The 19255-nt window shown below is 31.4% G+C and carries 18 protein-coding genes; 16 read left to right on the top strand and 2 right to left on the bottom strand.

All coding sequences use genetic code 11. The features are described from left to right. Positions 1-2: 2 nt before the first annotated feature. Positions 3-353 carry a hypothetical protein gene (locus Z054_RS0113055; protein ID WP_152538541.1) on the bottom strand — a complete coding sequence of 117 codons (351 nt, stop codon included), beginning with the start codon at positions 351-353 and terminating at the stop codon, positions 3-5. 239 nt (positions 354-592) lie between these two features. Here Z054_RS0113055 and Z054_RS0113050 point away from each other — a divergent pair, with 239 nt between their 5' ends. The 16 genes from Z054_RS0113050 (at position 593) to Z054_RS0112970 (ending at position 17271) form a co-directional block, all read left to right on the top strand. Beyond that, positions 593-1081 carry a GNAT family N-acetyltransferase gene (locus Z054_RS0113050; RefSeq protein ID WP_024770510.1) on the top strand — a complete coding sequence of 163 codons (489 nt, stop codon included), beginning with the start codon at positions 593-595 and terminating at the stop codon, positions 1079-1081. A gap of 18 nt (positions 1082-1099) precedes the next feature. Then, positions 1100-1951: a peptide chain release factor N(5)-glutamine methyltransferase gene (gene prmC / locus Z054_RS0113045; protein ID WP_024770509.1), complete on the top strand. Its 852-nt coding sequence runs from the start codon at positions 1100-1102 to the stop codon at positions 1949-1951. 13 nt (positions 1952-1964) lie between these two features. Next, the gene (locus Z054_RS0113040; protein WP_024770508.1) at positions 1965-2555 is read left to right on the top strand and encodes an LOG family protein; all 591 of its coding nucleotides are present in this window, start codon (positions 1965-1967) and stop codon (positions 2553-2555) included. A gap of 1 nt (position 2556) precedes the next feature. Further along, entirely contained in the window at positions 2557-4515 is a 1959-nt protein-coding gene (dnaA, locus tag Z054_RS32840; RefSeq protein WP_024770507.1) for a chromosomal replication initiator protein DnaA, read from the top strand. Between the two features lie 39 nt (positions 4516-4554). Continuing rightward, complete coding sequence (gene ligA / locus Z054_RS0113030; protein ID WP_024770506.1) at positions 4555-6549, top strand: NAD-dependent DNA ligase LigA; 1995 nt, start codon at positions 4555-4557, stop codon at positions 6547-6549. After that, positions 6546-7232 (top strand): lysoplasmalogenase family protein, encoded by a 687-nt coding sequence (locus Z054_RS0113025; protein ID WP_024770505.1) that lies wholly within the window; start codon positions 6546-6548, stop codon positions 7230-7232. Before ligA ends, Z054_RS0113025 begins: the two co-directional genes overlap by 4 nt. A 129-nt stretch (positions 7233-7361) precedes the next feature. Next, positions 7362-8057: a hypothetical protein gene (locus Z054_RS0113020; RefSeq protein WP_024770504.1), complete on the top strand. Its 696-nt coding sequence runs from the start codon at positions 7362-7364 to the stop codon at positions 8055-8057. Between the two features lie 913 nt (positions 8058-8970). After that, positions 8971-9495 (top strand): DUF6913 domain-containing protein, encoded by a 525-nt coding sequence (locus Z054_RS0113010; RefSeq protein ID WP_234387199.1) that lies wholly within the window; start codon positions 8971-8973, stop codon positions 9493-9495. Position 9496: 1 nt separating this feature from the next. Further along, positions 9497-10369, top strand: coding sequence for a 4-hydroxy-tetrahydrodipicolinate synthase (dapA, locus tag Z054_RS0113005; protein ID WP_024770501.1), 873 nt, complete (start codon positions 9497-9499; stop codon positions 10367-10369). A gap of 20 nt (positions 10370-10389) precedes the next feature. Continuing rightward, positions 10390-11316: an ion channel gene (locus Z054_RS0113000; RefSeq protein ID WP_024770500.1), complete on the top strand. Its 927-nt coding sequence runs from the start codon at positions 10390-10392 to the stop codon at positions 11314-11316. Between the two features lie 230 nt (positions 11317-11546). After that, positions 11547-12341, top strand: a complete 795-nt coding sequence (locus Z054_RS0112995) for an outer membrane protein assembly factor BamD (RefSeq protein WP_024770499.1) — start codon at positions 11547-11549, stop codon at positions 12339-12341. Between the two features lie 15 nt (positions 12342-12356). Beyond that, on the top strand, positions 12357-12689 hold the full coding sequence (locus Z054_RS0112990; RefSeq protein WP_024770498.1) for a DNA-directed RNA polymerase subunit omega: 333 nt from the start codon (positions 12357-12359) through the stop codon (positions 12687-12689). Between the two features lie 4 nt (positions 12690-12693). Continuing rightward, entirely contained in the window at positions 12694-13905 is a 1212-nt protein-coding gene (gene coaBC, locus Z054_RS0112985; protein ID WP_024770497.1) for a bifunctional phosphopantothenoylcysteine decarboxylase/phosphopantothenate--cysteine ligase CoaBC, read from the top strand. Next, complete coding sequence (gene porD, locus Z054_RS0112980; RefSeq protein ID WP_024770496.1) at positions 13898-14782, top strand: type IX secretion system protein PorD; 885 nt, start codon at positions 13898-13900, stop codon at positions 14780-14782. The genes coaBC and porD overlap by 8 nt, the downstream gene beginning before the upstream one ends. A gap of 107 nt (positions 14783-14889) precedes the next feature. Next, on the top strand, positions 14890-16554 hold the full coding sequence (recN, locus tag Z054_RS0112975) for a DNA repair protein RecN (RefSeq protein ID WP_024770495.1): 1665 nt from the start codon (positions 14890-14892) through the stop codon (positions 16552-16554). 222 nt (positions 16555-16776) lie between these two features. Then, entirely contained in the window at positions 16777-17271 is a 495-nt protein-coding gene (locus tag Z054_RS0112970) for a CAP domain-containing protein (RefSeq protein ID WP_024770494.1), read from the top strand. 32 nt (positions 17272-17303) lie between these two features. Here Z054_RS0112970 and Z054_RS0112965 read toward each other — a convergent pair whose 3' ends face one another. Further along, positions 17304-19253, bottom strand: coding sequence for an OmpA family protein (locus Z054_RS0112965; RefSeq protein ID WP_024770493.1), 1950 nt, complete (start codon positions 19251-19253; stop codon positions 17304-17306). Positions 19254-19255 lie beyond the last annotated feature (2 nt).

The following is a 19255-nucleotide window of genomic DNA, read 5'->3' as shown; positions in this document are numbered from 1 at the left end:
TTTTATTTTAGTCTTACCTTTTGTTGTTTGTCAATTGTGTATGGATAAGAGAAATTTCCAAAATGATATCGAATTACTCCTTTATAGTGTATATCAAGCGAATCACTTTGGATTACTTTTAGTACGCTGCCAAGTATACTGTTTTTATTTTTTTTATAGACTTTAGAAAGTGAAAAAGTTCCTTCTAGCGGAATGGCGAATTCATTTTTTGAAGGAACATCGAACTCTTGCGAAGAGAGCGCTCCGACATCAATGTTATCAACAAAAATGTGTATGCTGTCTATCGAAATTTTTCCTTTTATGTTATTTGGATTATTGAAAACAGCATCTGCTTTGAGTGTTATATTGCGCATACTGACATTTTTAACCTCAATATTGTTGACGTATTTAAATTTAGGTTTTTTAGAAATAGAACAGCTGGTGATACCTATAAGCAATGTTGATAATAATAGAAACTTATTCATTGATTCCTTGTTAGATTTAACGTATATTTCAATACCTTTTTAGAAGCTAATTTTTTATTCAAACGAAGATCAGAAGAATCTTCTGGTTCACGTTTTTGTGATACAACAAAAATAGTATTTTAAATATAATGAGTGATATAAAAATACGAGCAATACAGCTAAAAGATAATAAAGTAATTGCCTCGGTAATACGAGAAGTTTTAATAGAAATGGGGGTGCCTAAGGTTGGTACTGCTTATGAAGATAAATCCTTAGATAGTATGTGTGAAACATACGACTATTCAAGAATGCAGTATTATGTGGTCGAAGAAGAGGGTAAAATTATTGGTGGCGCTGGTATTGCTCCATTAGAAGGAGAGGTTGCTGGTAATATTTGCGAGTTGCAAAAAATGTATTTCTTACCACAAGCAAGAGGCAAAGGAGTTGGGTATAAGATGATAAATAGATGTCTTGATTTTGCAAAAGAACAAGGATATGCCAAATGTTATTTGGAAACCATGCCTTATATGGAGTCTGCCAGAAAATTATATAAAAAAGTAGGCTTCATTCCTTTAGAAGAGCCGATTGGGGATACCGGGCACTATAGTTGTCAGGCATGGATGATAAAAGATTTATAATCTAAAATAAACTTCAAATTGAAGATAAAAGACCTTAGGGCTAATTTTACAAATTCGTTATCCAGAATCTATGATTCTGAAGAAATACTATCTTTTTTTTATATACTTTCTGAAGAGATTTTAGGGCTTAAAAGAGTAGATGTTGCTATGCATCTGGATAAAATACTTACCATTGATGAAAAAGCGAATTTTGATAAAGCCAGAAGACGACTCGAAAAACAAGAACCTATTCAATATATAATTGGAGAAACTTATTTTTACGGAATACCATTTATGGTCAATGAAAATGTGCTAATTCCAAGACCAGAAACAGAAGAGTTGGTGGGTTGGATTATAGAAGATCAAAAAAAGGATAAACAATCAATAACAATATTGGATATTGGCACAGGAAGTGGTTGTATAGCTATTTCTTTAGCAAAAAAAATACCTGAAGCCAAAGTGTATGCAATAGACATATCAGAACAGGCTATACAAGTTGCAAGAGACAATGCAAAGAAAAATCAAGCAGATATAACATTTATTAAAGCAGATATTCTAGAGGTCAAAGAACTATTTCAAGATTTTGATATCATAGTTTCTAACCCGCCTTATGTACGTGAATTAGAGAAGAAAGAAATGAGATCTAATGTATTGGATAATGAGCCACAACAAGCACTATTTGTTTCTGATAATGAGCCTTTGCTCTTTTATAAAAAGATTACAGATTTGGCTAAAGAAAAATTAAAAGAAAATGGTGGTTTGTATTTTGAAATTAATCAGTACCTAGGTGTAGAAACCAAAAATATGATCAAGAGTAAAGGATTTAAATCTGTAGAAGTGCGTAAGGATTTATACAATAATGAACGTATGATAAGAGCTTGTTTAAATTAAAAAACCTGTTGATATGAATAATCTGAATTCAATTTGTGTATTTTGTGGAAGCAGTGAAGGAAATGATACCAGGGTTATTGCCGAGGCATTTTTATTAGGAGAAAAACTAGCCCAGCAAAAAATCACTCTGGTTTATGGTGCTGCAAAAATTGGGATAATGGGCAAGGTTGCTCAAGGAGTAATGCAGCAAAAAGGGAAAGTGATAGGAGTGATTCCAGAATTTTTAAAACGAAAAGAAGTAGTACATCAAGGATTGTACGAGCTGATTACTACTGCCAATATGCATGAACGAAAAATGAAAATGCAGGAGCTTAGCGATGGCTTTATTACATTACCTGGAGGATTCGGGACATTAGAAGAATTGTTTGAAATTATAACATGGTCTCAGTTAGGTTTGCATCAAAAACCAATTGGACTTTTAAACACCACAGGGTTTTATAATGATCTGTTAGCTTTGTTAGAAAACATGGTGCGAAGAGGGTTTTTAAAAATGGAAAACTATGAATTGCTTCTTGTTGATGATGATATAGATAGGTTATTAGAAAAAATGAGAGCCTTCAAGCCGGTACAAGTGCCAAAATGGTTAAAGCCAGAAAGAACATGATATGAATTTAACTGCAGATTTAGTTTGGAATAATTGTTTATCTTTTATTGAAGAAAATATTACTCCACAAGCTTTTAAAACTTGGTTTGAACCAATCAAAGCTGTAAAACTTACTAATAGTGCTCTCAGTATTCAGGTTCCAAGTAAATTTTTTTACGAATGGTTGGAAGAACATTATGTACACCTTCTTAAAGTGTGCATAGCTCAAGAGTTAGGGGATGATGCAAAACTTGTTTATGTTATAAGGATGGAAAATGACTCTAGTGATAAAAAGTCATTTACTGAAATAATACCTAGTACAAATCGAACCCCTGTTAACTCACAAGAAGTTGATGTTCCTATTAAAAGTAAAAATCCCGAGCTAAAAAACCCATTCGTTATTCCTGGAATACGAAATGTGAAAATAGAATCTCGGTTAAATATTAATTATAATTTTGAAAATTTCTTAGAAGGAGATTCTAATCGACTTGCTCGTTCTGCTGGGATGGCTGTAGCTAATAAACCAGGAAAAACCTCTTTTAATCCTTTGTTGATTTTTGGGGATTTTGGCCTTGGAAAGACACATTTAGTTCACGCAATAGGCGTAAGGATAAAGGATAACTTTCCTGAAAAAAAAGTGCTATATATTTCTGCAGAAAAATTTACTCAACAGTATATTGAATCTGTAAAAAAGAATAATAGAAACGATTTTATTCTTTTTTATCAGATTATAGATGTTCTAATCGTTGATGATATTCAATTGTTATCTGGTAAGGCTGGTACTCAAGATGTGTTCTTTTACGTGCTTAATGAGTTGCATCAAAATGAAAAACAAGTAATCCTAACAAGTGATAAAGCTCCTGTGGATATGCAGGATATAGAACAGAGATTACTTTCGCATTTTAAATGGGGGTTGTCTGCTGAACTACATCAACCAGATTTTGAAACACGAGTTTCTATAATTAGAAACAAATTGTATCGTGATGGTGTAGAAATGCCAGAAGATGTTATAGTGTTTTTGGCAAATAACATCAAAACTAATCTCCGTGAGTTAGAAGGAGTTATCATATCTTTAATCGCTCACTCTTCTTTTAAGAAAGAAGATATAACTCTTGACCTTGCTAAGTCAATAATTAATTTGTATGACTCAGATAAGAAGAAAATTTATAAGGATAAGATTAAAATTCATGATCTTTTAAAAAATGCATTTATCAAATACTTGGTAAATTTCGATGAATATGTAAAAGATACAAAGGGAATTATAATAGAGTTTCATGCAAAGAAAACTATTGACGGTATTGAATTGGAAATATCAATTGATAAAGAAGTAGATATTGAAGATGTTAGATCTTATATTAATGAATATGTGAACTTGGTGCATAATGCAAACTTATCTTTAAAGGATAAGATAATCATTAATGAACTAACTAAGGAGATAGAGTTTTTAGAGATTAAATATAATTCTCAAATTTCACAGTTTAAAACTGATTTGAATTTTGCTAATTATAAGGTGAAATATTTGGAAGAAGATATCTCAAAATTTAAAAATTTGTTTTTTATCTCACAGAAAGAACCTTTAAGTATAAATCTTAATGTAAATCAAACCCAAGATCAAAAACAAGTACAAGAACAAACACAATCAATAAAATTTTCAAATCAAAATATCATAGATATTCAAGATGCTTTTGATTTTATTAAGAATGGATTAAAAGGAACTGAACTTTTTGAAGAGGCTGAAAAATTTCAAGAAGAATTGGATTCGGTTGACGAAACAAATATCGAGGAATTAAAGAAAGGCAGTTTTAAAAATCGCTTTAGGCGTTTTTTTAGTAAAATTAAACAAGGTGTTGATGGGGTTAATTGGACAAGAAAAACAGCAGAAACATTTATAAAAGGCAAAGAATCTTTACAAAAACTTGCAGAATATCTCGGTGTAGAAATTAAAGATATTATGGAAATAATAGAAAAAGCAATACAGTAGGTTTTAATAACCTGATACCAGAAAACTGATACCAGAATAATGAATACAGAACAACACATCAATCAATTAAGAGAAGAACTAAGGCAGCATAATTATAACTACTACGTACTGGATGCCGCTGTAATAAGTGATTATGAGTTTGATATGAAACTCAAAACACTACAGGAATTAGAAGAAAAACACCCAGAATATTATGATCCTAATTCTCCAACACTTAGGGTTGGGGGTGAAGTAACTAAGAATTTTGAAACGATAGTTCATGAACATCGAATGTATTCTCTGGATAATTCGTATTCAAAAGAAGATTTATTGGATTGGGAAAAACGCATTAAAAAGTTGGTCGATGGAGAGGTGAATTATACTTGTGAACTTAAATATGATGGAGCATCGATAAGTCTTACTTATGAAGATGGAGTATTGGCAAAAGCAGTAACTAGAGGAGATGGTATTCAAGGAGATAATGTTACAACAAATGTAAAAACCATTAATTCTGTACCGCTAAAGCTAAAAGGTGGTTTTCCTCCAAAATTTGATATACGAGGTGAAATTATTTTGCCTTACGAAGGTTTTGCAAAAATGAATGAAGAGCGAATAGCAGTAGGAGAAGATCCTTATGCTAATCCTCGAAATACTGCTTCTGGTAGTCTGAAATTGCAGGATAGTGCCGAAACGGCTAAGCGACCGTTAGATTGTTTGCTGTATAGTATTATAGGAAATAGATTAGGAATTGTTACTCAATTCGAAAGTTTAGAAAAGGCCAGAGAATGGGGATTTAAGGTTCCTGCAGAATCCAAATTGGTACATTCGATTGATGAGGTGTTGGATTTTGTAGCATACTGGGATGAGCATCGCCACAATTTGCCGTACGAAACAGATGGTGTGGTGATTAAGGTAAATGATCTTCAGCAACAGGAGGAACTTGGTTTTACAGCCAAAGCCCCAAGATGGGCTATGGCTTATAAGTTTAAAGCCGAACAAGTTTTTACAACTCTTCATGAAATTACATATCAGGTAGGTAGGACAGGTGCAATTACTCCGGTGGCTAACCTAGAACCTGTATTGCTTGCGGGGACTACTGTAAAAAGGGCTTCTTTGCATAATGCAGACCAGATAGCAAAACTGGATATACGTGAGGGGGATACGGTTTTTGTTGAAAAAGGAGGAGAAATTATTCCAAAAATAATAGCAGTTGATTTTCAAAAAAGAGACAACAATTCGCAACCAACAGTATATATAACTCAATGCCCAGAATGTCATACAGATCTTATTCGTAAAGAAGGAGAAGCCCAGCATTATTGTCCTAATTACCAAGGATGTCCACCTCAGATAATTGGTCGAATACAGCATTATATTTCTCGTAAAGCGATGGATATCGATGGACTCGGAGGGGAAACTGTAGCACTGCTGGTTAATGAAGACTTGATTATAAACTATGCAGATCTTTATGAGTTAAAAAAAGAGCAGGTTATTCCTTTAGAGAGGATGGCAGAAAAAAGTGCAGAAAACCTTATTGCCGGAATAGAAAAATCTAAAGAAATCCCCTTTGAGCGTGTTTTGTTTGCATTAGGAATTCGATATGTGGGAGAAACTGTAGCAAAGAAGCTCGCTAAACATTATAAGTTTATTGATGCTATTATTGAAGCTTCAGAAGAAGAACTGGTAAATGTAGATGAGATAGGAATAAAGATAGCTCAAAGTGTAGTAGAATTTTTTGCTTCCGAAGAAAATAGAAATTTAATTAACAGGTTAAAACGATATGGTGTTCAATTAGAAGTTTCTGCAGAAAAACTGGCAAATCAAACAAATACTTTACAGGGGCAGACATTTGTGGTTTCTGGAGTTTTTGAAAAAGTATCACGTAATGAACTTAAGAAAATGATAGAAGATAATGGAGGTAAAATTTCTAGTTCTATCTCTTCTAAAACTTCTTTTATTGTTGCTGGTGCTAATATGGGGCCTAGCAAGTTAGAAAAAGCGAAAGTATTGGAGATTCCTATTATTAGCGAAGACGAATTTCTTAGTAAAATAGCATGAAAATAAGAACTCTTATTAAGGCGTTATTACTCATTGCAGGAGGGCTTTGTGTATTGAGTACTGCTATGAACTGGCCTGATTTAGAGTTTTATGTAAAGCCAACCACTGTCCCTTTGTTTTTTATGCTGTACTGGTTTAATACAAAGCGTATAAGTATTCTGTTTTTATTGGTTTTGCTTCTTTGCTTTCTGGGAGATATATTTCTATTGACAGATTTAAAGGATAGTTTTGTGTATGTCTTATTAAGTTATGGTGTTTGTTATTTATTACTATTCTATTTTTTATATAAAAATCATAGACCTATAGATTATGATGGTACTGATATTGCCTATTTGTCAATTTTCTTTGTGGTGTGGTCTCTTATTGTTTATGAAATTTATGACGCAATACATATAGGAATGGGTGATCTTAAATACTATGGATTGGTGTATTTACTGATATTATATTTTCTGTTTATAGGAACGGTTTTTCATTATGTAAATGTTAGATCAACCAAGTCGTTATGGTTTTTGATCGCAATATTAAATTTTGTTATTAGTGATTCTTGCTTTGCGTTAAACAAGTTTTATGTTTCTTCAATCGAATTTGAAATTATTAATTCTATTTATCAATTATTAGCTGTTTTTTTTCTTGTACAGTTTAAGATATCTAGTCCTACTTCTTTAAAATTAAATAAATTGTAAGGAAGGATTTTAAGGCTATTTTGTGTTATCTCAAAATTTAGTATCTTGTGTAAGGGAAAAATTATATAATTGTGTAACAAAGTGTCCTATAGAGAATTGTGTTGATTTTTTGGATGCAAATTAAAATTAATGAATGGAGGAAAACTACTAAAGCTTTTAATTTCTTTTTTAATTATTATACAAGTATTAGGGTTTGTGTTTCAAAATGATTTATTAAACACATACACTAGTTTAATTCTTGTAGTATTAATAACCACTCTTTATTTTGTAGATTCTAAACGAATAAGAATATTTAAAGTTATTGTTCTTTTAGTTTTTGTTATAAAAGAGTTAGGTGTATTTTATGCTATTGATAATGTTGTAAAATTTCAGATAGAGGCGCATATAGTAGCTTATATCTTGTTGTTTTTTTTCTTGTATTATAATCATAAGTCATTCGTATATAGTAGCAGAGATGTCTTTACTCTAGTATTGGGTAGTTCTCTGTTTACAGTTATATTTTTTATGGCTTACCTTGAGCTTAAAGACCCTATGGGAGAAATGCAAGTATTAGGGTTTCTCTATTTATTATTAGTTTATGTTTTACTAATTATAGGAGCGATGCATTATATAAACATTCGATCAGAAAAATCGTTATGGTTTTTTTTATCCATGTTGAATTTTGCATTTAGTGACTTTATGTTCTTGATCGATAGATTTTATCTACGGTCTAAAGAACTTAATGTACTTATGTTAATATGCAGTCCGCTTGCTCTTGTTTTTTTAGTACACTATATGATAACTAAATCATTAGTCCTTAAATCTGAAGAGTTTGAAGGTTTTTGATTTTAAATAACGAAGAACTAGCTGTTAAGACAGAAATACATATTACTTAAATTAATACTATATATGAATCTTGTAATCTTTTAAAAACTCCTTGAAAAAAATAAACATTACATATTTATTTACCTATTTTACTTTTTTAATCGTTATATGTGTAGCTATTTTTTTTGATAAATGGGTGTTGATATATGTGAAACCAATTGTTCCTATATCATTAATCTTCTTGTATCAAAGATTTGTAAAAAAAACTAATCTTTTGTTTCCTTTAAGTATGCTTGTAATTGCTGCAACCGATGTTTTTGTGTATTTAGACTTTGTAAAGTATTTTTCCACTATTGCAATTCTAATTGCCCTCTTCTATGCCTTGTGCTTACTTTTACTAAAGAATTTCATATCAATACAAGAAATAAAACTAAATAAATTGATGTCACCTCAAGCAATAGTTAGTATACTTTTGATTGGGTATCTTATTTTTTCTATTACGAGGTTAGTTTTGCCAAAAATTATAAATTCTGTAGAATCAGTACTATTGATAATAGTAAGTCTTCTTTTATTTGTTACAGTTTGTTTTTTTATTTATGTTGCTAATCGATATGAGAAATCAATTTATCTTTTTATAGCTTCGTGCTGTACTTTATTTGTAGATGCATTTCTTGCAATAAATGAATTATATTTTTATAGTAGGTTATTTACTACATTGATCAATATTGTAGAAATAGCAGGGATATACTTTTTCACTATTTTTTTTGTGGAAACAAAACTTGTTAAAAAGAAGCGTTTAGAAGACAAATATTTATAGATTTAACAAAAATCATTAAGTTGTGTTAATTGTGAAGTTTTTGTTTTTTCTCGAAGTATACCAGATGATTTTAATTTGTAAAATGGCTACATTTGTGGCTTATTAATTTTTTAATAAATGATTTTAAAAGGTCTTAAAAGGAATGCAATAAAGAAAAGTGTCGAAGCATATCTCGGGGAAAGAGAAGCTAGATCTCAAAACATTTCTAATTTAAAAACGCTTGCAGTTCTTATTGATGCAACTCAATCTATTAATATCGTTTCATTGTTGAAACTTGCTAATGAATTAGGTGTAAAATCAGAAGAACTTAAAGTAATAGGCTATAAAGAAGATCAGAAAGAAATTATAGATGATAAGGATGCAGCTTATTATAATGATAAGAGTTTTGGAGTAAATGGTGCAATAAAAAGCAAATCTTTACAAGATTTTGTAGATAAGGATTTTGATGTTTTGATCAATTTTTATGAAAAAAATACTGTAGAGTTAAACTATGTAGCAGCAGCTTCTAAGGCTAAATTTAAAGTTGGTTTTGCAGAGGTAGATAATCGAATTAACGATTTGATTATCGGAGCATCAACAAATGATACCAATCTTTTTATATCAGAGCTTAAAAAATATTTAAAAATTTTACAGATTATATAGTATGAGTGATTTTCTAAGAGGAACAGGTATAGCATTAGCTACTCCTTTTAATAAAGATGGATCGATAGATTATGATGGTGTTACATCATTAGTTAATTTTTGTATAGAAGGAAACGTAGAGTATTTAGTCGTATTAGGGACTACAGCAGAGTCAGCTACGCTCTCAAAAGAAGAAAAGAAAAATTTAACAGCGCATATTGTAGCGATAAATAATAAAAGACTCCCTTTGGTAATCGGAGTAGGAGGAAATAATACATCGGCTGTTGTTGATGAGATTAAAGAAGTCAATTCATCTGATTTTGATGCTGTTCTTTCTGTTGTTCCTATGTATAACAGACCTAGTCAAGAAGGTATTTACAGACATTATGAAGCTATAAACGATATTACGACTTTACCTGTTATATTGTATAATGTTCCATCCAGAACAGCAACTAATATGACAGCAGAAACAACCTTACGCCTTGCTCAATTAGATAAAATAATTGGGATTAAAGAAGCAGTGGGGGATTTTACACAAGTTTTACAGATTATCAAAAACAAACCATCTGATTTCCTTGTGATTTCTGGTGATGATACATTGGCATTACCAGCTGTGGTAGCAGGTGGAGATGGAGTAATAAGTGTGGTTGGTCAAGGGTTTCCGGCATCGTTTTCAGAAATGATACGATTAGGGTTATCGGGAGAAACAAAAAAAGCATTTGAGAAACTATATGCATTATTACCAGCTATAGATTATGCTTTTGAAGAAGGAAATCCTGCTGGAATAAAAAATATCCTGAAAGTAAAAGGCGTATGTGATGACAATCTTCGCTTACCATTAATACCCGTTTCAGACAATTTAGCAAAAAGAATAGAAGAGTTTGTTGAAGATTAATCGTTTTCAAAAATGAAGTGATGGCTAAAAAAATAAAAGACCCAGGTATAGGTAAGTCCTCTAATAAACACGCTAAACGATTTATCAATTCTGATGGTTCTTTTAATATAAAACACATCAATAGACCAAGCTCTTTATCCGAGAGCTATAATTACTTAATCAGTATTAGCTGGACCAAATTCTTCTTATGGGTAGTATTGGGGTATACTTTGGTTAATGTATTATTTGCTATTATCTATACGTTTTTAGGAATATCAAATATCACAGAACCTACAGGAAGTGTTTTTAAAGATTTTCTTAATGCCTTCTTTTTTTCGGCTCAGACTATTACGACTGTGGGGTATGGAGCAATGGCACCAAAAGGACTAGTTTTTGGTATTATTTCTTCTTTTGAAGCACTTATAGGGTTGTTAAGTTTTTCCTTTATTACAGGATTGTTGTATGGTAGGTTTTCTAGACCAAGAGCAAATATTAGATTTAGTAGCAGTATGGTGTATAGGAAACATAATGGAGTAGATTGTATTATGTTTAGATTAATGAGTAGAAGTGCTAATGTAATGATTCGACCTAAAATAGAAGCGACACTCTCTTTATCTCAGGAAAGTAAGGGTGAAAAATATGTAAATAATTTTTACAATCTAAAACTAGAAAGAAATTCGATTACGTATCTGCCTACAACCTGGACTATTGTACATCCTATAGACGAATCGAGCCCGTTAAAAGAATTTAGTAAAGAACAGTTGCAAAAATTAAACGGAGAAATTTTAATACTAGCTAGTTATTATGATGAATCTTTTGCACAAGAAGTTCACCAGGTTCATTCTTATGTATTAAAGAATTTAAAACAAGATCAAAAATTTATTCCGGCATTTTATTATGATGATGATGGCTATACAATTTTGGATCATAATAATCTGGATAAAACCTTACCGCATAGTTCTACTTAATTTTGTAAAATTAGTATAGAGTGTTAAATACGGTTTAATTCTGCAACATACCTCTAATTATATAGTTATTGAAATGAGCTAAAATCAATAAAACGATATAAACAGAAATGTTTATTAGCCAATTCTACCTGCTTAATTATAGAACAATAGAGAATGACAGGTGAATAGATGAATTAAAGTTTTTGTAATACGGCAGAAATATATACTTTTGCCAGATGTTTTTTTAAGATATGAAGAGATTATTGTATTTACTTGTTTGTGTATTATTTTTAGGATCTTGTAGTGAATACCAAAAGGTACTAAGAGGCGAAGATTTAGCCGCTAAATATAAAACGGCAGAGGGCTTGTACAAAGAAGGGAAGTATAAAAAAGCCTTAAAGCTTTTTGAACAGATTGTACCCCAGTATAGAGGTAAGCCGCAAGCAGAAAGAATAATGTTCTATTATGCGGATACATATTATCAATTAGAAGATTTTTATCTTGCAGGATACCAATTTGAAAGATTTACTAAATCTTACCCAAAGAGTCAAAAAAGAGAAGAAGCATTTTATAAAGGAGCTAAAAGCTATTATGATTTATCTCCAAGATATAGTTTGGATCAGGAAGATACAGATAAAGCACTCGAAAAACTTCAGGCATATATTAATGCGTATCCCGAAAGTGAAAATTTAAAAGAAGCAAATAAGTTAGTTGCAGAACTTAGAGATAAGAAAGAAAGAAAAGCATATGAAGTTGCTAAACGATATCATCACAGAGAGAATTATAAAGTAGCTATTTCGGCTTTTGATAACTACCTTATAGATCACCCAGGATCTCCTTATAGAGAAAAAGTATTATATTACAAATTAGAGTCAGAGTATCTTTTAGCAATTGGTAGTTATGAAAGTTTAGTAAGAGAACGTTTAGAAGCTGCTCAAGGGTATTATAATAGTTATAAAAAATATTATAAGACAGAAGGAGAGTATTTAGAAAAAGCAGAAGAATTAGGAGAAGATATAAAGACAAGATTAGAACAATATAAATAGAAAATAAAGTAGAAGATGGATTTGAAAAAAAGTAATGCGCCGGTAAACACAACTACTATTGATAAAAATCGTATCGATCAGCCAACAGATAATATCTATGAGGCAATTTCGATAATATCAAAAAGAGCAACTCAAATCAATACCGATATCAAGAAAGAACTTCTTGAAAAATTAGATGAGTTTGCTACTTATAATGATAGTTTAGAAGAGATTTTTGAGAATAAAGAGCAAATTGAAGTTTCTAAATTCTATGAAAGATTACCTAAACCACATGCTTTGGCAGTACAAGAATGGTTAGAAGGTAAGATTTATCACAGAAATACAAAAGTAGGCACAGAGTCTCTATAAATTTATGTCTATAATAAGCGGTAAAAAGATTTTAATTGGTGTCACCGCTGGTATTGCTGCATATAAGACAGCAAGCTTAGTGCGCTTATTTATTAAATCAGGAGCAGAGGTAAAAGTGATAATGACCCCTGCTGCTAAGGATTTTGTAACTCCGCTTACGTTATCTACACTATCTAAAAATCCCGTTCATTCCTCTTTTTTTGATGATGAAGATGAGAATGCAGTTTGGAATAATCATGTGGATTTAGGGCTATGGGCAGATTTTATGATCATAGCACCAGCTACTGCTAATACCTTATCCAAAATGGCAACAGGAAATAGTGATAATTTGCTGTTAGCAACCTATTTATCTGCAAAATGCCCTGTTTATTTCGCTCCAGCGATGGATTTGGATATGTATAATCATCCTTCTACTCATCAAACGTTTAAAACATTACAAGAGTTTGGTAATATCATGATCCCTGCAGAGTCAGGAGAATTGGCAAGCGGTTTGATTGGTCAGGGACGTATGGCAGAGCCTTCTACTATTATTGAATTTGTAGAAAAAGATATTTTAGATAAACTTCCGTTAAAAGGTAAACAGGTCCTGATCACTGCGGGCCCTACATATGAAGCAATTGATCCGGTAAGGTTTATAGGTAATCACTCTAGTGGTAGAATGGGTATCGAACTTGCCAAAACAGCAGCTAATTTAGGAGCACAAGTAACTCTTGTTTTAGGACCGTCTGCTCTTAAAATTGATCATACTCTTATTCATGTGGTTAATGTAATTAGTGCTAAAGATATGTATGAAGCTGTGGTTGCTATATACAGTGATTGTGATATTGCAATTGCATCTGCAGCAGTTGCAGATTATAGGCCTAAAATCATATCAGATCAAAAAATAAAAAAGGCAGATACAGAATTTTCTATTAAATTAGAGCGAACAAATGATATCCTTAAATGGATGGGAGCAGAGAAGAAAAATCAATTTCTTGTAGGATTCGCTTTAGAAACAGAAAATGAAGAAGAGAATGCTAAGAATAAATTGAAAAATAAGAACTTAGATTTAATTGTTCTTAACTCTCTTAATGATAAAGGAGCTGGTTTTAAGGGACAAACGAATAAAGTAACATTGATTAATCATAAATTGGAGATTAAAGCGTTTGACTTAAAAACAAAGTCAGAAGTCGCACAAGATATATTTAATGAAATTAATACATTGAACAATGAATAGGTTGTTGCTTGTTATCGTATTTATAGTTAGCTTAGGGGTTAACGCTCAGGAGTTTAATGCTACTGTAGCTGTTAATGCAGAACAAACGGGTAATCCCAATTTACAAGTCTTTAAAACCTTAGAGCGTTCATTAACCGAATTTATTAATAACTCAAAATGGACTTCTGTAGATTATCGAACAGAAGAAAGGATTAATTGTAGTTTTTTTATCACTATAAGTAGTTACGATAACGATGTTTTTTCTGCTACTGTGCAAGTGCAGGCATCTCGTCCGGTATATGGATCTAGTTATAATACTACAATCTTTAATATAAATGATAAGCAGTTTAATTTTAATTACTTAGAATTTCAACCTTTAAATTATAATCCAAATAACTTTGAGTCGAATTTAATCTCTGTGGTTGCATTTTATTTATATACTATTTTAGGTGTAGATGCAGATACTTTTGAACTAAATAGTGGAACCAGCTATTATCAGGAAGCTAAAAATATTGTTGGTAATGCACAAGGTAGTAACACACTTGGATGGGCTAGGGAACAAAACCCTAATAGATTTAGACTTAATGATGATCTTCTTTCAGGAACGTATGAAGGGTATAGAAAAACAATGTATACCTATCATAGAGAAGGACTAGATGTTATGTATAATAATGTAAAAAAAGGGAAAGAAACGATTACTGAATCTATGAAATCACTTGAAGAAATGCATAATACCAGGCCTAATTCTTATATAATGAGAGTGTTTTTTGATGCCAAAGCTGATGAAATTTCAAGTGTTCTTTCTGGAGGACCTTCAGTTAATATTGCTGAAACCGTTGAGATACTTAATAAAGTAGCACCTACCTATTCAGAAAGCTGGAAAACTATAAAGTTTTAAAAAACACTTTATTTTGAAATGAGTATGATTAAAAATTTAAATACTATTTTTAATTATTGTAAATGGTATCTTTACTTTTTTAAAAACAACAAAAACTTTTCTATCCTTTGCTAAAAGGTCTTTCTATAAAAAACTTCGCCTTAATAGAAGAGCTACAAGTAGCTTTTGATTCTGGTTTAATAACGATTACAGGAGAAACTGGAGCGGGTAAATCTTTATTGCTTGGTGCTTTGGGACTGTTATTAGGAAAAAGAGCTGATCTTAGCAGTGTTAAAGATAACTCTCAAAAATGTGTCATAGAAGGAGTTTTTGATGTAAAAAAATATGGACTTAATTCTTTTTTTGAAGAAGCAGCATTGGATTATGAAGATCAAACTATAATTAGACGAGAGATTCTGCCATCGGGTAAATCCAGAGCCTTTATAAATGACACTCCGGTCACCTTGCAATCACTAGTATCTCTGGGAGGTAGATTAATAGATATCCATAGTCAACATCAAACATTAGAAGTAACTACAAATGACTTTCAGTTTGAGGTGTTAGATGCATTGGCTGATGCAGATCGCGAAATAAAATCTTACCGAAGAGGTCTTGAGCTCTTAAAAGAGAAAGAAAAAGAAGTAGGCGTTCTTATAACTGATCAAGAAAATTTCACAAAAGAATATGACTACAATGCTTTTCTTTTGAATGAATTAGAAGAGGCAAAGCTTAAACCTGGAGAACTTCAGGAATTAGAAGAGCAATACGATCAACTTAATAACATAGAAGAAATTCAGGAACGATTATCAGGATCAGTTTCTATAATGTCTTCAGAAGAAGTTGGGGTGTCTGATCAATTAAATACAATTAAAAATAACCTTTCTAAGATAGAATCGTATTCTGGGTCTTTGCAAGAACTTTCTCAGAGAATCCAAAGTGTTTATATAGAGCTGGATGATATAAGCAGTTCTTTGCTTGATGAATTAGAAAAACTGGAGGCAGACCCTGGACGACTAGAGCAAATTAGCCAGCGTTTGCAATTATTACATAATCTGCAAGTAAAACATACAGTATCAGATATAAAAGAATTGATTGTAATAGCAGATACGCTGCGAGAAAAAGTTTCTAAAACAGAATCTCTTTCTGAAGATATAGAGAGGCTTAAAAAAGAAATAGTCACTATTCAATCTCAATTAGATAAGGTTGCAGAAAAGATTCATAAGAAACGAAATAAGGCACTTCCTTTATTGATAAAGGAGCTAGAAGATATTCTTAAAGCGTTAGGGATGCCAAATGCTGCATTTCGAGCCTCTTTAGAACTACAGGATAAGTATTTGTCTAATGGAAAAGAAGTGCTAACATTTCTATTCTCTGCCAATAAAGGAGGCGCTTTTGGGCAACTTAAAAAAGTAGCTTCCGGAGGAGAACTATCAAGAATTATGATCGCTATTAAATCTATTTTATCAAGATATACGCAATTACCTACTATAATTTTTGATGAAATAGATACTGGGGTATCGGGTGAAGTTGCTCATAAAATGGCAGATTTAATGATGAATATGAGTAAAAACCTACAGGTTTTTAGCATTACACACTTACCACAAATCGCAGCTAATGGTCAAAACCATTATAAAGTCTATAAAGAAGATATACAAAATACTACCATTACTCAGCTTAAATTGTTAAGTGAGGAAGAACGAATTAAGGAAATTGCCGAAATGATAGGCGGTAAAAATATTTCTGATTCGGCATTAACACATGCAAAATCCTTATTAGATTCAGCCTTAAATTAGATAGAAAAGTTGTGAATCTACCATGGATAAGTAGATTGTTATGCGCTTTGATCTAATAGCTAAAAAACAAGTCCTAAAGTGCTAAAACTGTGTATTTTATCGATTATTTGCAATATAAGCCGTTTAAAGGATGTTTTTTGTCGATTTTAACACTTTAAGCTCAGGTTGTTTTCTTTTATTTTGTAGTTTGTGCAAGTAGCCCCAAGCCTACGCCCCCAAATTATGAAATCACCTATTAAAGTAATCTATATTGCTTGTATGGCAATGTTGTTATATTCGTGTTCTGCAGAAAATGTTGAAGAAGATTTAGGGTCTTCTAATAAAGAATTTATTGTTCCCGAAGTAAAGTCAATAGAAATTGAAATTTTGGATCTTATAAATAACTATAGGATTTCTAAAGGTTTAAACACTCTTGAATCTTTAGATGTTATAAAATCACAAGCATATAGTCATACAGATTATATGATTAAGCAAAATAACATATCTCACGATTATTTTTATGAGCGTAAATCATATCTTGTTACTAATACAGGAGCAAGCAAAGTAGCCGAAAATGTAGGGTATGGTTATTCCTCTGCAGAATCTATTGTTAATGCATGGATAAAAAGTGATAGCCATAGAAGTACTATAGAAGGCGATTTTACAGATTTTGATATCTCTATAGAACAAAATGAAAATGGAGAGATGTATTGCACTAATATTTTTATTAAAAGATAGTAGCCTTCTAATTACTTCAAGAGGTATACTAGCTATTGATAGTCATTGAGGATTAAAAAAGCTGAGCGTCTATTTTCATCATGTTCTTTTTCTGTACAGGGAGGTTTGTTGTTTATGCCGCACTTGTTTAATAATTGAGATTCGCCATAGCCTATAGCACTCGGAATTCTTTCTGCAGCAATTCCTCTGGATAAAATGTAATCCCTGGTAGCTTTAGCACGTTTATTAGAAAGCTTCATGTTATATTTTGCACTACCCCGATTATCTGTATGGGATTCAATCTTGATAATCATTTTAGGATTTTCTCGCATTACATTAACAATATTCTCTAATTCATATGCTGCATCTGCACGAATATTATATTTGTCAAAATCAAAGAAAATAGGATTGACTACAATTTCTTTTTTTATAATTAGTGGAGTTAGGTATAAATCTAATTTGACCTCACTTCCATTAGTTGTAGTTGTTGAGAACTGTTTTGAATCAGGTCTGTAATTTGCTTTTGTAGCTAGGATAGAATATGTTTTTCCGCATGATATTTCTTCAAAAATGTATTTGCCGTTGTTGTCAGATAGGGTAGTGCTAATAATTTTACCGGTTTCATCAATGATTTTTACTGTAACATCTGCAAGTGATTCTAAGGTGAGTTTATCGTATGTTACACCGGTCAAAACTTGTTTACATTCATACTTGTCAAATGTATATATATCATCACTTCCCTTACCTCCAGTTCTATTAGAAGAGAAATATCCAGAATCACCATCTGGGTTTAAGAAGAAAGCAAAATCATCGTAACCACTATTATAAGGAGCTCCAAGGTTCTTAATCTCTATATTCTCATCAACTCTTTTTTTGAGTATATTAGATTTGTAAATATCTAAAAACCCAAGATTTATATGACTGTCTGATGAGAAATATAATGTAGAATCTTTTGCTACAAAAGGAAATACTTCCCGGCCTTCGGTATTAATTTTATCTCCTAAATTTTTTACAGTACCAAAAGAACCATCATCATTAATAGCAACTTTATATATGTCTGATTGTCCATATCCACCTTTTCTATTCGACACAAAATATAAGGTTTTTTCATCAGGACTTAATGTTGGGTGTCCTGTAGAGAAAGTTTTATCATTAAATGGTAATTCTTCAACAGCTGTCCATTGATTGCCTTTAAGCTTAGCTCTATACAATTTTAGATTAGAATTACCTTCTTTATCATAAGATGTTTTCTTTCTTTTATTAATGTTGTTTCTGGTAAAATAGAGTGTTTTACCATCATTGGTGAGTGTTAATGTCCCTTCGTGTTCGTTTTTTAAATTTACTTTGTCTGAAGAAATGGGAGTAATATCCTTTACTACAATGGTCGAATCAATTCGATCAATTGTAGATTGATAAATATTTAAATAAGGTTCTCCATTCCATTTGTAAATTTTCTTTTTGCCTTTAGTAGTTTCATCTGCTCTAGATGATGAAAAATATAAATTTCCATTTTGTTCATACCCGCCAAAATCAGAAAATTTGCTATTGGAGTTTAAGTTTATTACCCGAACGTGAATATCTTTTGGAGTAGACAATTCTTGAAATTTTTCAAGACTTATACTTTCAAAATCTTTAGTGTGCTTACCATTTTGTTGAAGTGTTTTAAACTTTTTAAGCCACTGATTGGCTTTATTGTATTTGCCTAAGCTGCGTAAGGTTTGTATGTACTTATAGATGTATTGAGGGTGTATTTTATTGTATTTGTTAACTGCTTTATTGTACCAAAAATATGCTTGCTCCGAGTTAGAATTGTTATAATAACAATCTCCAATTCTAGATAGAATATGTTCGCTGCTATCTTCTTTTTTTAATGCTTCTTTATATAATTCTATGGCTTTTAAATATGCAAAATCTCTAAAATATTTATCTGCTACCTTTACTTTTTGAGCATGAATAAAAGTACTAAACAGAAATGCTAAAATTAGAAATATTATATTTTTCATAC

This window comes from Aquimarina macrocephali JAMB N27, assembly GCF_000520995.1.
Taxonomy (GTDB): domain Bacteria; phylum Bacteroidota; class Bacteroidia; order Flavobacteriales; family Flavobacteriaceae; genus Aquimarina; species Aquimarina macrocephali.
This window is presented reverse-complemented; position numbering and strand designations above follow the sequence as displayed.

Bases quoted from the DNA above. Each gene is read 5' to 3' on its own strand.
- Z054_RS0112965 (WP_024770493.1), bottom strand. From the start codon at position 19,253: ATGAAAAATATAATATTTCTAATTTTAGCATTTCTGTTTAGTACTTTT.
- Z054_RS0113055 (WP_152538541.1), bottom strand. From the start codon at position 353: ATGCGCAATATAACACTCAAAGCAGATGCTGTTTTCAATAATCCAAAT.
- ligA (WP_024770506.1), top strand. From the start codon at position 4,555: ATGAATACAGAACAACACATCAATCAATTAAGAGAAGAACTAAGGCAG.
- Z054_RS0113050 (WP_024770510.1), top strand. From the start codon at position 593: ATGAGTGATATAAAAATACGAGCAATACAGCTAAAAGATAATAAAGTA.
- Z054_RS0113025 (WP_024770505.1), top strand. From the start codon at position 6,546: ATGAAAATAAGAACTCTTATTAAGGCGTTATTACTCATTGCAGGAGGG.
- Z054_RS0113040 (WP_024770508.1), top strand. From the start codon at position 1,965: ATGAATAATCTGAATTCAATTTGTGTATTTTGTGGAAGCAGTGAAGGA.
- Z054_RS0112970 (WP_024770494.1), top strand. From the start codon at position 16,777: ATGAAATCACCTATTAAAGTAATCTATATTGCTTGTATGGCAATGTTG.
- dapA (WP_024770501.1), top strand. From the start codon at position 9,497: ATGAGTGATTTTCTAAGAGGAACAGGTATAGCATTAGCTACTCCTTTT.
- coaBC (WP_024770497.1), top strand. From the start codon at position 12,694: ATGTCTATAATAAGCGGTAAAAAGATTTTAATTGGTGTCACCGCTGGT.
- Z054_RS0113010 (WP_234387199.1), top strand. From the start codon at position 8,971: ATGATTTTAAAAGGTCTTAAAAGGAATGCAATAAAGAAAAGTGTCGAA.
- Z054_RS0112995 (WP_024770499.1), top strand. From the start codon at position 11,547: ATGAAGAGATTATTGTATTTACTTGTTTGTGTATTATTTTTAGGATCT.
- porD (WP_024770496.1), top strand. From the start codon at position 13,898: ATGAATAGGTTGTTGCTTGTTATCGTATTTATAGTTAGCTTAGGGGTT.
- Z054_RS0112990 (WP_024770498.1), top strand. From the start codon at position 12,357: ATGGATTTGAAAAAAAGTAATGCGCCGGTAAACACAACTACTATTGAT.
- Z054_RS0113000 (WP_024770500.1), top strand. From the start codon at position 10,390: ATGGCTAAAAAAATAAAAGACCCAGGTATAGGTAAGTCCTCTAATAAA.
- dnaA (WP_024770507.1), top strand. From the start codon at position 2,557: ATGAATTTAACTGCAGATTTAGTTTGGAATAATTGTTTATCTTTTATT.
- Z054_RS0113020 (WP_024770504.1), top strand. From the start codon at position 7,362: ATGAATGGAGGAAAACTACTAAAGCTTTTAATTTCTTTTTTAATTATT.